This window comes from Pedobacter sp. KBW06 (assembly GCF_003852525.1).
GTDB lineage: Bacteria > Bacteroidota > Bacteroidia > Sphingobacteriales > Sphingobacteriaceae > Pedobacter.
Window position 1 is genome coordinate 1759657 of sequence record NZ_QAJL01000003.1, and the last position, 16736, is coordinate 1776392.

Annotated in this window: 17 protein-coding genes; 11 read left to right on the forward strand and 6 right to left on the reverse strand. The window is 40.2% G+C overall.

The window, feature by feature from the left end:
- The first annotated feature begins 85 nt into the window (after positions 1 to 85).
- The gene (locus DBR43_RS22035; RefSeq protein ID WP_124584739.1) at positions 86 to 1360 is read left to right on the forward strand and encodes an anthranilate synthase component I family protein; all 1275 of its coding nucleotides are present in this window, start codon (positions 86 to 88) and stop codon (positions 1358 to 1360) included.
- Positions 1361 to 1387: 27 nt separating this feature from the next.
- On the opposite strand, the gene DBR43_RS22040 is transcribed toward DBR43_RS22035, so the two are convergent.
- From DBR43_RS22040 to DBR43_RS22055, 4 genes are read right to left on the reverse strand one after another with little or no spacing between them, the layout of a single operon-like run.
- Positions 1388 to 2218: a M48 family metallopeptidase gene (locus tag DBR43_RS22040; RefSeq protein WP_124584741.1), complete on the reverse strand. Its 831-nt coding sequence runs from the start codon at positions 2216 to 2218 to the stop codon at positions 1388 to 1390.
- Positions 2219 to 2230: 12 nt separating this feature from the next.
- On the reverse strand, positions 2231 to 2878 hold the full coding sequence (plsY, locus tag DBR43_RS22045) for a glycerol-3-phosphate 1-O-acyltransferase PlsY (protein WP_124584743.1): 648 nt from the start codon (positions 2876 to 2878) through the stop codon (positions 2231 to 2233).
- A gap of 52 nt (positions 2879 to 2930) precedes the next feature.
- Entirely contained in the window at positions 2931 to 3773 is an 843-nt protein-coding gene (gene nadC, locus DBR43_RS22050) for a carboxylating nicotinate-nucleotide diphosphorylase (protein ID WP_124584745.1), read from the reverse strand.
- A gap of 36 nt (positions 3774 to 3809) precedes the next feature.
- Positions 3810 to 4202 (reverse strand): DUF4783 domain-containing protein, encoded by a 393-nt coding sequence (locus DBR43_RS22055; RefSeq protein WP_124584747.1) that lies wholly within the window; start codon positions 4200 to 4202, stop codon positions 3810 to 3812.
- Positions 4203 to 4353: 151 nt separating this feature from the next.
- On the opposite strand from DBR43_RS22055, the gene gpmI reads away from it, so the two are divergent.
- From gpmI to DBR43_RS22075, 4 genes are all read left to right on the forward strand, one after another.
- Positions 4354 to 5874: a 2,3-bisphosphoglycerate-independent phosphoglycerate mutase gene (gene gpmI, locus DBR43_RS22060; protein WP_124584749.1), complete on the forward strand. Its 1521-nt coding sequence runs from the start codon at positions 4354 to 4356 to the stop codon at positions 5872 to 5874.
- Positions 5874 to 6407: a hypothetical protein gene (locus tag DBR43_RS22065; protein ID WP_124584753.1), complete on the forward strand. Its 534-nt coding sequence runs from the start codon at positions 5874 to 5876 to the stop codon at positions 6405 to 6407. The genes gpmI and DBR43_RS22065 overlap by 1 nt, the downstream gene beginning before the upstream one ends.
- A gap of 302 nt (positions 6408 to 6709) precedes the next feature.
- A complete protein-coding gene (locus DBR43_RS22070) occupies positions 6710 to 7939 on the forward strand; it encodes a PAS domain S-box protein (protein ID WP_124584755.1) in 1230 nt (409 codons plus the stop codon).
- A gap of 65 nt (positions 7940 to 8004) precedes the next feature.
- On the forward strand, positions 8005 to 8394 hold the full coding sequence (locus DBR43_RS22075) for a two-component system response regulator (RefSeq protein ID WP_124584757.1): 390 nt from the start codon (positions 8005 to 8007) through the stop codon (positions 8392 to 8394).
- A 59-nt stretch (positions 8395 to 8453) separates the two neighbouring features.
- Here DBR43_RS22075 and DBR43_RS22080 read toward each other — a convergent pair whose 3' ends face one another.
- On the reverse strand, positions 8454 to 9086 hold the full coding sequence (locus tag DBR43_RS22080) for a tetratricopeptide repeat protein (RefSeq protein ID WP_124584759.1): 633 nt from the start codon (positions 9084 to 9086) through the stop codon (positions 8454 to 8456).
- Positions 9087 to 9465: 379 nt separating this feature from the next.
- Between DBR43_RS22080 and lon the strand changes: the two genes are divergently transcribed.
- The 3 genes from lon (at position 9466) to DBR43_RS22095 (ending at position 13511) form a co-directional block, all read left to right on the forward strand.
- Positions 9466 to 11937, forward strand: coding sequence for an endopeptidase La (gene lon / locus DBR43_RS22085; protein WP_124584761.1), 2472 nt, complete (start codon positions 9466 to 9468; stop codon positions 11935 to 11937).
- 39 nt (positions 11938 to 11976) lie between these two features.
- On the forward strand, positions 11977 to 12486 hold the full coding sequence (locus DBR43_RS22090) for a hypothetical protein (protein WP_124584763.1): 510 nt from the start codon (positions 11977 to 11979) through the stop codon (positions 12484 to 12486).
- Positions 12487 to 12548: 62 nt separating this feature from the next.
- On the forward strand, positions 12549 to 13511 hold the full coding sequence (locus tag DBR43_RS22095; protein ID WP_124584765.1) for a lipid A deacylase LpxR family protein: 963 nt from the start codon (positions 12549 to 12551) through the stop codon (positions 13509 to 13511).
- A gap of 12 nt (positions 13512 to 13523) precedes the next feature.
- Here DBR43_RS22095 and arfB read toward each other — a convergent pair whose 3' ends face one another.
- On the reverse strand, positions 13524 to 13934 hold the full coding sequence (arfB, locus tag DBR43_RS22100) for an alternative ribosome rescue aminoacyl-tRNA hydrolase ArfB (RefSeq protein WP_124584767.1): 411 nt from the start codon (positions 13932 to 13934) through the stop codon (positions 13524 to 13526).
- 81 nt (positions 13935 to 14015) lie between these two features.
- On the opposite strand from arfB, the gene cmk reads away from it, so the two are divergent.
- The 3 genes from cmk (at position 14016) to DBR43_RS22115 (ending at position 16733) form a co-directional block, all read left to right on the forward strand.
- A complete protein-coding gene (gene cmk, locus DBR43_RS22105) occupies positions 14016 to 14696 on the forward strand; it encodes a (d)CMP kinase (RefSeq protein ID WP_124584769.1) in 681 nt (226 codons plus the stop codon).
- A gap of 259 nt (positions 14697 to 14955) precedes the next feature.
- On the forward strand, positions 14956 to 15543 hold the full coding sequence (locus tag DBR43_RS22110; RefSeq protein ID WP_124584771.1) for a TetR/AcrR family transcriptional regulator: 588 nt from the start codon (positions 14956 to 14958) through the stop codon (positions 15541 to 15543).
- 29 nt (positions 15544 to 15572) lie between these two features.
- Positions 15573 to 16733 carry an efflux RND transporter periplasmic adaptor subunit gene (locus DBR43_RS22115; protein WP_124584773.1) on the forward strand — a complete coding sequence of 387 codons (1161 nt, stop codon included), beginning with the start codon at positions 15573 to 15575 and terminating at the stop codon, positions 16731 to 16733.
- Positions 16734 to 16736 lie beyond the last annotated feature (3 nt).

Sequence of the window (16736 nt, forward strand, 5' to 3'; positions counted from 1 at the left end):
TTAATATAAAAGGCGGCCGATGGCCGCCTTTTTTGTTTTACAAAATCAGGATTCAGTAAATTATTTTTTTTAACTTTAGCTTCAAATGAATTACCTAGATATATCGTTATTTAAAAGCAAGGCACTTCAATGGGCCAATTCCTTCGACATCTGCTGTTGCCTGGATTCTAACAGCTACAGCGATCCTTTCGGAAAATTCGATTTTGTAATTGCTGCCGGTGCAGATCAGGTTTTGGATATACCTACAGGGCAAGCTTTTGAAGCCTTAAGGTCTTTCTACAATTTGCATAAAACCTGGATGTTTGGTTTATTTAGCTATGACCTGAAGAATGAGCAGGAAGAATTGTATTCCAGGAACCCGGATTCCCTCCATTTTCCGGATCTCTTCTTTTTTGTTCCTGAATACCTGATTACCGTAAAAGATGGCCAGATCGCTGTAATCCTTGGCGATCAGGAAGTCCTTAAAGAAATCAGTCAAATGGAGCCGGTTGCTCCAATTCCTGGACAAACATTAAATATTCAACATAAGCTGGATAGAGCTGCTTACCTGAAAAAAATATCGGAGTTACGGCAGCATATCAATAGAGGCGATATTTATGAAGTTACTTATTGTCAGGAGTTCTTTGCAGAACATGCAGAAATAGATCCTTTAGCCATATTCAACCAGCTCAATACACTTTCCCCTACCCCATTTGCAGGATATTTCAAAATTCAGGATCAATACATTCTTTCCGCGAGTCCGGAGAGGTTCTTATGTAAACGTGAGGAAAAACTCATCTCCCAGCCCATCAAAGGTACAGCCAGAAGAAATCCGGATGCCATTATCGATGAACAGGTCAAACTGGACCTGAGAAAAAATGAAAAGGAGCAGGCAGAAAATGTAATGATCGTAGACCTGGTTAGAAATGATCTGACCAAAAGTGCCGTAAAAGGCAGTGTAAAAGTAGAAGAGTTATTCGGCATATACAGTTTTCCTCAGGTACATCAGATGATCTCGACCATCAGCTGTAAGTTAAACCCTGAATTACATTTTATTGATGCCATAAAGAATACTTTCCCGATGGGTTCCATGACCGGTGCTCCAAAAATCAGGGCAATGGAATTGATTGAATCTCATGAACTGAGCAAGCGTGGTGCCTATTCAGGCTCCATTGGATACATCAGTCCGGAGGGTGATTTTGATTTTAACGTCATCATCCGCAGCATCTTGTATCAGGAAACAGCAAAATATTTATCCTTCCAGGTTGGGGGTGCCATCACCTATGCTTCAAGTCCTGAGGGCGAATATGAAGAATGTATGGTCAAAGCATCCGCCATTATCCAGACACTGGCCCCAATAAAAAAGGCCGTTATTAGCTAACGGCCTTTTTTCCAAAATTGGTTTCAACTACCTGATTGGTTTCCCTGTAGTAGAGTTATAATATCTTTGTGCCTGTGGTAAAAGTCTTTGAATTTGGGCAATACGTGTTGCGTCTGCAGGGTGTGTACTTAGAAATTCAGGTGGTTTTTGAGATCCTCGGCTCGCATTTGCCATACGTTGCCAGAAAGTAACCGCTGTAGCAGGATCGTATCCGGCAATGGCCATAAAGGTAAGACCTAAATTATCGGCTTCCAGCTCTTGTTTTCTGGAATTGGGCAACAATACAAAACCCTGAGCTCCTAATCCATAAGCCTGACTAATCATCTCCTGAGTAGCACTTGATTTACCAGCTGTAGCTACGCCCAGGATTCCGCTTCCCGCTTGTGCCAGGGCAGCTTGAGAAGCACGCTCTGACGAGTGCTGTGCAATCGCATGGGCAATTTCATGTCCCATTACTGTAGCCAGTCCTGCATCGTCTTTTGCCACCGGCAAAAGACCGGTATAAACCGCTACTTTACCACCTGGCATACACCAGGCATTTACTTCTTTACTGTCTATCAGGTTAAATTCCCAGGCGAAGCCCTGAATCTGACTGGCATAACCATTCGCATTCATGTATTTGGTGATAGCGGCCTGAATTTTCTGTCCTACACGTTTTACCCTTTGGGCATCTGCATTATTAAGGACTTTGGTTCCCGGATCCCTCAACATCTTGCTGTATTCCAGTGAGGCCGCGCCTCTCATTTCACTTTCACTGATTAAACTCAGCCTGCTACGTCCGGTTAGGGGAACTGTTGAGCAGGAGGATATCGAAAACATCGCTGCCGCAGCAATGACCATTAAATTTAAAGCTTTCATGAATTCTTTGTTTTAGTTGTTTTTCTTTTTAAACAGGTAAACTTTGGATTCTTTGCCTTTGAGAAGTCGCTCCAGATTTTTCTGGTGGGTTACGAGGATAAGGATACATACGCACATCCCGTATAAAACCTCCGATTTAACCGAAGAATGAAATAGGAATACAATGCTCAACGGGAAGGTGAAACCTGCACATATAGAGCCTAAGGAAACGTATTTAGTGGTTAATAAGACGACTACAAAAACAAGAACACAAAGCATCGCTGCAGGGAAGTTAACTGCCAAAATCATTCCAAAAAGTGTAGCGACTCCCTTTCCGCCTCTAAATCCGGCGAATATAGGGAACAAATGTCCCATCACGGCAGTCACTCCCAATGCAAGCTCATAGTTAATGAACTGCGAAGAATTTTGTGGACCGGTAACAGATAGACCTATAAAGTAGGCAAGTTTGGTTGCAGTATAACCTTTGGCAATATCTATGGTCATTACGGCAAGGCCGGCGCGCTTTCCAAGAACCCTGAAAGTGTTGGTCGCTCCTGCGTTTCCACTTCCGTATTCCCTGACATCGACACCATAAAATGCTTGTCCGAGCCACACCGCTGTCGGTATAGACCCAAATAGATATGCTAAAATTACTGCTGATATAGAATAGACCGAAATCATTAACTACAATTATAGTAAAAAAACAGAATCAAATTCTGGTGAATTATGGTTTTTAGCATGCCTTTAAGCTCATGTCTAAACTTTTGACAGAATGGGTTAAAGCGCCCATAGATATAAAATCTACCCCACAGGCTGCATATTCGACTACATTTTCTTCGGTAATTCCACCGGAAGCTTCTGTAACAAATCTGCCATCAATGAGGTTTACAGCTGCCTTTAAATCAGCGAAGCTAAAATTATCGAGCATAATCCTGTCTACACCTCTTGTAGTTAAAACATCATTTAGCTCAGAAAGGTTTCTCACTTCGATTTCTATCTGCAATTCTTTTCCTTTATCTGCCAGGTATTGGTTTGCGGCTTTTATTGCGTTAGAGATGCCGCCTGCATAATCAACATGGTTATCTTTGATGAGGATCATATCGTATAAACCGATGCGGTGATTTACCCCACCACCAATACGAACGGCCCATTTTTCCAGATACCTCAGGCCAGGTGTAGTTTTACGGGTATCTAATAATTTAGTGGGGTAAGCAGTAAGCAGACTAACAATACGGTTTGTTTTCGTCGCAATTCCACTCATCCGCTGCATGCAGTTTAAAACCAGGCGCTCAGCCAGTAAAATAGAATGTGTACTTCCCGAAACCGTAAGTGCAATGTCGCCGTATTTAACTTCCGAACCATCGGTAATCATTACTTCCGTAACCAGTTTCGCATCTATATAATTGAAAATCTCCACTGCAAGTTCAACCCCGGCAATGATTCCATCCTCTTTGATCAGCAATTTTGCTTTGCCTTGTGCATTGGCTGGAATGGTTGAAAGTGAGGTATGATCTCCGTCGCCTAAATCTTCAGCAACAGCGTTCTTTATGAATTGATCTATGATTTGCTTATCCAAAACTTATAATTAAACCCAAAAATAGCATTTTTACTATTATTTATCCGGCTCTATTCTTAATTCTGTAATAAAAAAAGCATTGTTAGACTTTTTCATCGTGATAGAAACCCTGAATTTTCCATTCTTGGTGTGCAAGGAAAGGATGCCAAACCTAAAATTGGGATTTGCATTGATGAGGTGAATAACCGAAGATTTTACGGGTGGATATTTAGTGAAAAAATTTCTTAAAATTTGTTCAGCCTGTGCTTTAGAGTAGACATCCTCTTCATCAATTATGATTAATTCGACAGAAGAAGAGAAATATCCCGCAACATCTTTAGAACTTCCACTCTTAAAGTAAGTAGATAAGTTATCAATAATATCGCTTTGTGTAGCAATAGAAGAGGAAAGGGAGGTAAACAGGATCGTCAAAAAAAGTAAGGGCTTCATATTCTCTATATGGCTAATGTATCACCTGCACATAAATTATGCCATTAATGGCGGCTAAAAAAAACAAAGATACTACAGAGGAATTACAATTTGACTCAAAAAAAACACACAATAGGTTTATATTTGTTAGATATTAAAAAGCAATTCACTGATGAATCATAAAAAATTAGTCCTACTTATTCTTGATGGCTGGGGATATGGAAAACAAGACAGTTCCGATGCTGCATATGCCGCCAACACTCCTTTCTTTGACTCTTTAATTAAAAACTACCCGAACTCCAAACTGGAAGCTTCTGGTGAAGCGGTGGGTTTACCTGCCGGACAAATGGGCAATTCAGAGGTTGGCCATATGAATTTAGGTGCAGGAAGGGTAGTTTATCAGGAATTAGGCCGGATTAATAAAGCGATTACAGACAGGACGCTTCATCAGAATGAAGTGCTGCTGAATGCTTTCAATTATGCTAAACAAAACAATAAAGCAGTTCATTTCATCGGATTAGTTTCTGATGGAGGGGTACATGCACATATCAATCACCTGAAGGCTTTGTGTGATGCAGCTACTGAACAGGGATTAAAAGATGTATTTGTGCATGCTTTCCTTGATGGCAGGGATACTGACCCGAATTCAGGATTAAATTTCATTAAAGACCTTGATCATCATCTGGAAAACAATACCGCGAAGATCGCCAGTTTAATTGGCCGTTATTATGCGATGGACAGGGATTCACGTTGGGAAAGGGTAAAACTGGCTTATGATCTTTTAACCAAAGGCGTTGGACAGCCAACAAGCAATGCCGCAATGGCCATTGAGCAGTCATATAGTGAAGGCATTACGGATGAGTTTATAAAACCAATTGTTTTGACCCAGGCTGATGGCAGTCCGGTAGCAACAATCCAACCGGGTGATGTAGTGATCTGTTTCAATTACAGAACGGACAGGGGCCGGGAAATTACTGCTGTATTGAGTCAGCATGATTATCCTGATTTCCAGATGCACAAGTTACCGTTATATTACGTGACGATGACTACCTATGATGAGAACTTCCAGGATGTGAAGGTGATCTTCACCAAAGATGACCTTTCTGAAACATTGGGTGAAGTATTAGAGAAAAACCATAAAAATCAAATCCGTATTGCGGAAACCGAAAAATATCCACACGTTACCTTCTTCTTCTCAGGAGGAAGAGAAGCTGTATTTGAAAATGAGAAAAGAATTCTGATTCCCTCACCGAAGGTAGCTACTTACGATCTGCAACCGGAAATGAGTGCTGCAGGAATCACGGAAGCGATCAGTAAAGAACTGGAAAGTGGCTGGGCAGATTTCGTTTGTCTGAATTTTGCCAATCCTGATATGGTAGGCCATACCGGTGTTTTCGAAGCTGTAATTAAAGCGGTGGAGACTGCAGATAGTTGTGCGGAGATTGTGGTAAACAAAGGGATTGAAAACGGATATTCTTTCATCATTCTTGCGGATCACGGAAATTCGGAATATATGCTGAATGCTGACGGCTCGGTAAATACCGCTCATACCACCAACCTGGTTCCCTGCATTTTGATAGATAATGACTATAAAACTGTAGCTGATGGAAAACTTGGCGATATTGCCCCTACTATTTTAAAAATATTAGGTATTCCGGCACCGGCCATCATGACTGGTAATTGCCTGGTATAATGAGATACAATCATTTATTATGTGGCTTTCTTTTGTTGCTATGCTATAGCTGTGGGGATTCCACAGTAGCCGGGCAAAAGAATGCCCATACTTATTTTAACCTTAAAGAATATATTGAACAGGAAATCAGCAGGTTAAACAGCTCAAATCCAAGCATCTTCAAGACCGTAATGGTTAATGATTCTTCCGAAAGTAAAGAGATAAAAATTCAGGACTGGAAGAAAGAGTTATCGACTTTTTCTGATGCAGATATGAACAGGGCAGCATGGAAAGGATTATTCCAGGTGAAAAAATCCGGGGAGCAGGAAATATATACTTCTGACCATAAAAAGGTACCGGTGAAGGAAGTGATCATCACCCGGCGCAATGGTCAGCTTTATGGCCTGCAGATATTCATCCGAAATTCCAACACGCTATACACCTCAGCTGACACGCTTAGCTATTACCCTGATAGTTTGTATGAGGTAAAGAAAACCCAAAACATCAGGCTCCTTTCCACAAAGAATTACCGGATCACCGGAAAATTTAAATAACCCGGAATTCTTCCGGCTTCCAGCCATACATCATTTATTGCAACCTCCTTTTATCCAGTTCAGTATCTAACTGAATAAAAGGCAGGTATGGCATGATAATAGGCCTATTAACAGAGATAGATATCGCTTTTTTTAGCGTTCAAATGCCTGACAAGCCTGAGAACGTGTCTTTTATGATTTACAACGAATTGGTTTAGCAATGTCGCGATATCTGTTTAAACAGATATCGGGAAATATATTCCTCATTTAATGGATTCATATCAGCGGTATATATCAAAGTCATTGAAATAGATCTCAAAAAAATGGGAGGAGTAAAATTATACTGGAAAAAATACAGGAAAGCAATCGAGCATGTTATTCCTGTGGAAAATCAGTTTACACTCTTCCGGATCAGTTCATGGCGGGTCATTTTATTCAGGAATACGGTTTTGTATTGTATTCCGGTAAGCCTGGTTGGACTGGTTCTTTTTCTGATCCATGAATTTATGACAGGGAAGGTATTCTTCCCTGTATTTATGGTTATTGTCGTGATAATGCTTATGGGTTTTGTAATAAATAGAAAAATTGAGCTGGATTACAGAATGGTCATTGTGGTCATCCTTCTTTATCTTATTGCCTTAATTTACCTGATTTTTGTGGGTTCTGATGGACCTGGGGCGCTTTACTTACTGATCATCACCTTTTTTACTGCGATGATTTTCCCACCAAAAGCAACCTATATTCCATTGATCATTAATACCCTGATCTGTATTGGAATTGGTCTGGTCATTAAATTCAATATTTTCCCCACCCCACTCTCGGATACCTACGACCTTACTTTATGGATTGCCTATTCAGTAAACCTGATTTTCGTCAGTTTTGTAAGCGTCCTTATGATCAGCAGCATTCTCAATGGATTTGAGAAGACCAGAATAAAGGAGGTGATGTTGTTAAAAAAACTGGATGCCTCTGAACGGTACTACCGGAATGTTTTCGATTCCAATCCAGTCCCTATGTACATTTTTGAGTTAAATACCGGTAATTTCTTAAAGGTAAATGATGCCGCGGTTAAAAAGTACGGATATTCTAAGGAGGAGTTTCTATCAATGAACATCACCAAAATAAGGCCGACTTCAGAAATCAGTAAACTGATGGACATCTTCAGCACAATTAAGACCAGGACCTATTCCGGCATATTGACACATATGAATAAAGAAGGGCATTCTTTTCCAGTAGAAATAGACACCAATATCGTCAGTTTAGATGGCGTTGAGGCCAGGTTGGTATTGGCAACAGACGTATCTAAGCGTGTCAATTATGTACGTATGATCGAGAAACAAAATCAGGATTTCAAAGATATTGCCTGGATTCAAAGTCATAAGGTACGCGCTCCGCTAACAAATATCATGAGCCTGACAGAGATGATGCTTCAGAATCCGCATGGAGATCATATTGATCTATTATACATGCTTAAAGAATCTACGACACAACTAAATGAAACCATAGCGTCTATTGTTCATCAGGCAGAGGAAAACCAAATCCCACCTGAATAAACGGGGCTAAATAAGAATTTATTAAACAAAGAATACAGCGATAACGAACCAATAAATATATTCCAATGAAAAGATTTTATCTGATAGATGACGATTCTATATTCGTTTTTTTGACCAGAAAAACATTACAGGTTGCCAATCTAAATACCGACCTCACCGTCTTCGAAGACGGGCAAAAAGCTTTATTAGACCTAGAGCTGAGTGCAAATCAGCCTGGACTATTGCCTGACATTATATTTTTGGATCTTAATATGCCGGTATTAGACGGCTGGGGATTTCTGGACAAGTACCAACAGCTGGCCCCCCTGATGAGCAAGAAGATCGCCATTTACATCGTATCGTCTTCCATCTCTCCTTCAGAACTGGAACGTTCGCAGGGGATTCCTGTGGTCACAGATTTCCTCACCAAACCGTTGAGCCGCTCAAAGTTTGTAGAAATCTTCGAGGAAGCATAAATAAAAAAGGGTTGCTTTTGNNCAAAAGCAACCCTTTTTTATCTGATGCCAGAATTTCTTTATTTTAAGCTGGAGATCTGTGCTTTGACATAATCGATTAAAGAAATGATGTCTTTACGTAAAGGCTGGACAACCAATACCTTTTGAAAATCGGCAATTGAATTGTTAAATAAAGCGACTACAGCAGCCTTTTCAGTGGATTTCTTGATCTTATAAGATTTATAGATTCCATAATCCTTATAGGCCAATGCCCTGTTCTGCAACAATTGGGTATCTTCTTCCCCGTTAATCTCAATTCCTTTAGTAAAATCCTTAATTGCAGAAATGTAAAAGCTCTCCCTGATTTGATTTAAAGATTCTTTAGGGTCATTGGCTACGTTTAACCTGGCCTTACCCCTATAGTAATAGGCAGAATTATCTGAGGGTTTCAAGGCAATTAAGCGGCTGTAAGTTGCAATAGAATTTTCAAAATCACCACACTGGAAATAAGAATACCCTAACATTTTCAATACTATTGGATTATTCGGGTTTTTTGTATCCGCCTTTTCTAATTGTCCTACCGCACCTTTAAAATCGCGTTTCATCATGGCATCCATACCCAATTTATCATAACCGCTGCTTTGAGCGATGCTCAATTGAGTAGAAAAGACAAATAATAATAATAATAAGATGATTTGCTTGGAATAGTTCATTAAGTTTTATTTAAAAAAAATAAATATATTTAGATTTAGTTCAATACCCTAATAAAATCTACAAAACGTATTTATCGGGAGTATTGGGATAAAGATATTTGTAGGCAACTATCATACCATTTACAAATATTCCTCTTAAACGCTAAATAAATGAAAATATGATAAGGGGAGAAATTATTGTTTTTTTATCCAAAGAAACAGCGGACAATCAGACCTGTTTTTAAGTTATAAAGGAAATAGCCCTGACTTTTTAACAGGGAAAAGAAGGTATCACTGTTTTGGCACAAGAGTTGAAAATATGGATAGTTCAATATAATTAATAATTTCGTAAACGACATGCTGTCAGATTGTCGTTTTTATTTTAGAAAGACTTACTTAAATGAGTAAACAAGATCATTTTGATTTTAGCAATGCACTACCCATCATAAATGAAGATACAGAGTTCTTTCCCTTGATGTCTCAACAAGACGAAGATGAAATGAATAATGAAGAGACTCCTGAGATACTAGCTATTCTTCCATTAAGGAATACCGTGCTATTTCCGGGCGTTGTCATTCCGATTACTGTTGGCAGGGATAAATCCATAAAACTTATAAAAGAAGCATACAAAGGTGATAAGATCATTGGTGTTGTTTCTCAGCGTGATGTTTCCATTGAAGATCCTACGTTTGAGCAATTGAATAGTGTGGGTACTGTGGCCCACATCATCAAGATGCTGCAGATGCCGGACGGAAACACTACCGTGATCATTCAGGGAAAACAGCGTTTCCGTTTAATTGAAGAAGTTCAGTCTGAACCTTATATTAAAGTGACCATCAGCAAATTTGAGGAAGGTAAACATAAGGCAGATAAAGAATTTAAAGCGATGGTAGCCTCGATCAAGGAAATGTCTTCTCAGATCATTCAGTTATCACCGAATATTCCAAGTGAAGCAGGAATCGCACTGAAGAACATTGAAAGCACTTCGTTCCTGATCAATTTCATCTCTTCAAATATGAATGCAGATGTTTCTGATAAGCAAAAAATGCTGGAAATGACCAATCAGCGCGAGCGTGCAATGATGGTCATGGAACTTCTGACCTTAGAGCTTCAAATGCTGGAGTTAAAGAATCAGATTCAATCTAAAGTTCGCACAGACCTCGATAAACAACAACGTGATTATTTTCTGAATCAGCAATTGAAAACGATTCAGGAAGAACTGGGCGGAAATTCATCAGATCTGGAATATGAAGCTTTACAGATTCGTGCCAAGAAGAAAAAATGGTCGGATCCCGTAAAAGAGCATTTCAACAAGGAACTGGATAAACTGGGAAGAATGAACCCCGCTGCGCCTGATTATTCGGTACAGATCAATTACCTGGAACTCTTATTAGACCTTCCATGGAATGATTTCACCAAAGACAATTTCGATCTGAAACGTGCTCAGCGCGTATTAGATAAGGATCATTTTGGCTTAGAGAAAGTGAAGCAGCGTATTATCGAATACCTGGCTGTGCTGAAGCTGAAACGTGACATGAAGGCACCTATCATTTGTCTGGTGGGCCCTCCGGGAGTTGGTAAAACTTCATTGGGAAAATCTATCGCAAAAGCACTGAACCGTAAATATGTACGGATGGCATTAGGAGGTATCAGAGATGAAGCTGAAATCCGCGGCCATAGAAAAACATATATTGGTGCAATGCCAGGGCGTATTATTCAGTCTATTAAAAAGGCAGGAGCAGCTAACCCGGTATTTGTACTTGATGAGATTGATAAAGTAGGTTCTGACTTTAGAGGGGACCCTTCTTCTGCATTGCTGGAAGTTTTAGACCCTGAACAAAACAGCGCCTTTAATGACCATTATGTAGAAGCAGATTATGACCTTTCCAATGTGCTTTTTATTGCGACAGCAAACTCACTGAGCAGCATCCAGCCGGCATTGTTAGACCGTATGGAGATCATTGAAGTGAACGGTTATACGATAGAGGAAAAAATTGAGATCGCAAAGAAATACCTGATGCCTAAGCAAAAGGAACAACATGGGATCAAAACAAAAGACATCAATCTGAAAAGCGCTTTAATTGAGAAAGTGATTGAAGATTACACCAGAGAATCTGGTGTTCGTGGTTTAGAAAAAAAGATAGGTTCATTAGTACGCGGTGTGGCCACTAAGATTGCCATGGAAGAAAGCTATGAACCTAACCTGACCATTGAAGATGTGGAACGCATTTTAGGGGCGCCGATTTACGACAAAGACCTTTATGAAGGAAATGAAGTTGCCGGTGTAGTTACAGGACTTGCCTGGACACAGGTAGGTGGTGACATTCTGTTCATTGAAGCGAGCTTAAGTCCCGGTAAAGGCAAGTTAACCCTGACGGGAAACCTGGGCGAAGTGATGAAAGAGTCGGCAGTTATTGCACTGGCTTATCTCCGTGCTCATGCAGACTTGTTTAACATCGATTATGCTTTGTTTGACAATTGGGATATCCATGTGCACGTTCCGGCAGGAGCAACGCCAAAAGATGGTCCATCTGCAGGGATAACAATGCTAACCGCATTGACTTCTGCTTTCACCCAACGTAAAGTAAAATCAAACCTGGCGATGACGGGCGAGATCACTTTAAGGGGAAAAGTGCTACCTGTAGGAGGAATTAAAGAGAAAATTCTGGCGGCAAAACGTGCCAACATTAAAGACATCATTTTATGTAAATCCAATAGAAAGGATATTCTGGAGATCAAGGAAAGCTATATCAAAGATTTAAACTTCCATTATGTTTCTGAAATGAAGGAAGTGATTGAGCTGGCCTTAACAAAGGAAAAAGTGAAAAATGCACAGGACCTTAGTGTAAAAATTAAGCCGATTGCAAACTAGGTTGATTTTTCTTAATATTGCGCCACCAAACAAACAAAAATGAGAAAATTAACATTAGTTTTTAGTCTGCTGTTAACGGGACTAAGTGTACAATCCCTTTTTGCACAACAAAGCACTACACCTGCTCCTGTTGCCGCAAGGGCACAGAACATATTCATTGAACTTGGTGGTCAGGGTTTAACTTTCACAGCGAACTATGACTCCCGTTTTTTCAATAAGAGAGATGGTTTAGGCGGTAGAGCTGGTATTGGTTATTTTTCCGTTGATGGGGACAAAGTGACTACTGTTCCGCTTTCCTTAAACTACCTGCTGGGAAAAGGAAACAAATTCTTCGAACTGGGGCTTGGTGCAACGTATATTTCTACGAGCGGTAACGCTGAGATACTTTTCAATAAGAACGAGAGTAACGTTGTTGGAACAATGAGTTTCTTCTACCGGGTTCAACCGGAAGACAGTGGTTTTGCCTTCCGTATAGGTTTAAGTCCTGTGTTCAGCAAAGATTTCTTTTTACCTTATTACGGTGGTCTAAGTCTTGGCTATACTTTTTAAGAATAAAAATACGATATTCAACTCCGGCAAATCTGCCGGAGTTTTTTTTTAGAAAAATAATAATGAAAGCATTAAGTAAAGTACTTCTCCCCTTCTCCCTGATCTATCTGCTTGCTGTAAATACAGCTGATGCACAAACCTTTAAAAACGAGTTTGGCTTTAGCAGCGATAACGATTCCTATTTACTTCAGGGCTCGGATAAATACTATACCAATGGTCTGTTTATTAATTTCCGTCACGCTTTAGATCAGCAAAAGCTTAACGAAAAGCTGGAAAAGAAAACTTATGAAATTACCCTTGGTCAAAAGATGTACAATCCTTATTCAGGTTCAGCACCAGACCCGGCAAAGCAGGACCGTCCTTTTGCAGGGTATTTATACGCAGAAGGAGCTATGAACTGGTTTTATAAGAATGAAAGTATTTTAAAAACCAGCGTTCAAATTGGTGTAACGGGTCCGGCATCCCTGGCAGAAAAGGGACAGGAACTCCTGCACAATACTGTTGGCTTCTATAAGCTTGAAGGTTGGGACTATCAGATCAAGGAAGAAATGCAAGTCAATCTTTCCGCAAAATACACGCGCTTACTACACCGTCTTGACAGCAAGGCCGCAGATTTCTCCTTTGAGGGCTATGCAAATGTAGGAACCACCTTTAGTGGTGCCGGTGCAGGCATTTTATTCAGGGCTGGCCGGATTAACCAACTTTTTAACGCAGCCTATACCAATTCGATGATCGGAAACAATTCAAAGACCAAAGGATTAGTGAATAGTGAATTATTCTTCTACGCCAAACCGCAGCTTAACTTTGTGGCTTATGACGCTACAATACAAGGGAATATGTTTAACGATAAAAGTCCGGTAACTTTTGGGGTAAAACCAGTGGTTTTTGCACAGCAGCTGGGATTTAATTACAGCAGTCAGCGCTTTACCTTTGATTTCGGTATGTTGTTTAAAACCAAAGAAGTAAAGAGCAGTGCCAAAGCCCATCAATATGGCACGATCAGTATGTTTTACAGGTTCAATTAACCATTATATGATTTAGTCGAGAGAAGGACGTTTACGGAATTCCTTTTTTGCAGATACAGACTGTTTATCTGCCAGTCTTTTTCTAATTACCGATTTAGGAGTTTTCGTAGGCTTTCTTTTTTTCTGAATGTGCAAGGCTGATTTGAGCAGGGCGATCAATTTAAGGATCGTGCGTTCTTTATTCATCAGCTGGCTTCTATCTTCCTGCGACACGATATGCAGGTTTCCTTCCTGATCCAAACGATGGGCAAGCCGCTCATGTAAAAGTAAACGCTCTTCTTCCGTAAAAATGCCGGAAGAATCAATATGGAGGATTAACTCCACTTTACTGGAAACCTTATTTACATTTTGGCCGCCTTTTCCACCACTGCGTGATGTTTTAAAGGTCACTACTTTAACGAGATCTTCTTTAACAGGTAACATAGCTGCAAAAGTAATAAAGAAAACCGGGGACAAATAAAAAATGATTTAAAACAATTCCATAAAATATTACCTTTGCCCTATATGAGAAAAAACCTGGTTGTAGCTATAGATGGTTATTCATCTTGTGGAAAGAGTACATTGGCGAAGGCATTAGCAAAGAAACTCGGTTTTATTTATATAGACAGCGGTGCGATGTATCGCGCAGTAACGCTTTACTTCATTCGCAATCACGTTGACATGAATGATCCTGAGGTAGTCAAAGATGCACTTCAGCATATTGAATTAAACTTTCATTCCAGAGATTACCAATCGCATATCACTTTAAACGGAGAAGAAGTTTCAGATGAAATCAGGCAAATGCCGGTTTCTGAAAATGTAAGTGAAGTTGCCGCAAACAAGTTTGTCCGCAAAGACATGGTGAAGCAGCAACAACGCATGGGAAAATCAAAAAACATTGTCATGGATGGTCGTGATATCGGCACTACTGTATTCCCGGATGCGCAGATTAAATTCTTCATGACAGCAGACCCAAAGGTTCGTGCAGAACGTCGTTTCAAAGAATTGCAAAGCAAGGGAGATACGACAACCACTATGGAAGATGTTTTTGAAAACATTGCGCACCGTGATTATTTAGATACGACCCGTGCAGAGAGTCCGCTAACCAGAGCAGAAGACGCGGTCATCTTAGACAATACGGAAATTACAGAGCAGGAACAACTTGATTTTGCGATTGAACAGGTAAAACTCCATTTTCCTGAGTAAGTATTTCTCCCGAATAACTACTTCTTTTTCTACATAAGACGCTTAGGCAGAAAGGTTTACTTATTCATTACATTTTAATGTATTCAGTAAATTTTACCATTTCTGCTATTTTCTTTTTCCTATACAAGCCTTTCATCGTTGTATTTTTGTCAATATTCAGTTACAAAAGGGCTGCTCAGCTAAACATTACATTTCAATGTTTTAAGTAAAAAATACGATTGATACTTTTGTTTAACAATTTTGTTAAACTCAAAAGTCTATGTCTACCCGAGATACAGGTACAGAACAATTAATTAAAGATACCGCCAAGCATCTATTTTTTGCGGAGGGCAAATTACACGCCACCACCCAGGAAATTGCAGATGCTGCAGGAGTAAACCGTACGCTGGTAAATTATTATTTCCGCTCCCGCGACATTCTCTTCGATCAGGTATTTACTGAGGCTCAGGAAGGTTTCTCCAGTACATTGGATGAAGTATTCAGATCCAGCATGCCTTTCAAAGAGAAAATCAGGAACCTGATTCATGTATTTATTGATGAGACCACGAAATATCCTTACCGCCAGCTTTTCATCATCACGGAAATGAACAGGCATGTAGTGTTTACTGCCAAGAAATCAAGGGCAAAAGAAGTAAAGATTTTTCTTGCTGAAATACAGGCAGAAATGGACCAGGGAAACGTCCGGCAAATGGAACCTAAGCAATTCATTATGAATCTTTTTGCCCTAATGGCATACCCCCTGATTACAGCTCCATTGCATCAAGCTCTTTTTGGCATGAATGATGACGAATACGCAAAACTGATGGAAGAAAGAAAAGAATTAATTTTTGAAACCATTTTCCGATAAAAAAAGCAAACCCTCCAATATCCATAACAATGAAACATTCAATTCAATTACTATTATTACTTCCGGCAGTCCTGATCCTTAGTTCTTGCGGAGGTGGTGCCCCTCAAAAAGGTGGCGCTCCTGGCGATCAGGTTAAAGAATTTAAAGTATTAGAACTTCAACCCCGCGTAGCGGTATTGAATACAGATTATCCAGCCAGCGTTCAGGGACAGGAAAATATAGAAATCAGACCTAGAGTAGATGGGTATGTAGAGAAGATTTACGTCGATGAAGGTTCTGTAGTCAAGAAAGGACAACTGCTCTTTAAAATCAACGCTCCTCAATATGAGCAGGAAGTACGCACTGCTACTGCGAGTATTAAAAGTGCGGAGGCAGAAGTAAGTTCCGCGAATATGGCGGTAAATAAAGTAAAGCCGTTGGTAGAGAAAGATATCGTCAGCAAATACGAGTTGGAATCTGCTCAATATACCTATCAGGCAAAAGTCGCTGCATTGGCACAAGCTAAGGCGGCCCTTTCCAATGCCAGAACAAATCTTGGCTATACTTCAGTAACCAGCCCGGTAAACGGAGTTGTTGGTGCGATTCCTTTCCGTTTGGGAAGTTTGGTAAGCGGCAATAACGCCGAACCTTTAACCACCGTATCCAGCATCGGGAATGTATACGCTTACTTTGCATTTAATGAAAAGCTATTGCTGAACTTCTCTAAAGAAGGCGAAGGCAGCAGCCTGGCGCAGAAGCTGGCAAAGTTACCTGAGGTCTCCCTACTGCTTTCTGACGGCACTTTATATGAACTGAAAGGGCGCATTCAAACCATCACAGGACAAATCAATACCGCAACAGGATCTGCGAACGTACGTGCAACGTTCCCTAATCCTAAAGGACTCATCCGCAGTGGGGCAAGTGCAACGGTAAGAATTCCTAATGAAATCAAAGAAGGTTTATTGATCCCTCAAAGTGCGACTTACGAATTACAGGACAAACGTTTTGCAGTGGTTGTAGACAAAGATGGTAAAACCAGAGGTGTGGCCATCACTGTATTACAAAACACAGCAGGTAATTTCTATGTCATTCAAGATGGATTAAAAGCAGGCGACAGGATTGTCCTTGAAGGCGTAGCTACACTTAAAGATGGCACACCAATCAAAGCAACTGCGGCAAGCGCAGAAAGTGTTTACGCTGACCTAAAATAAGAA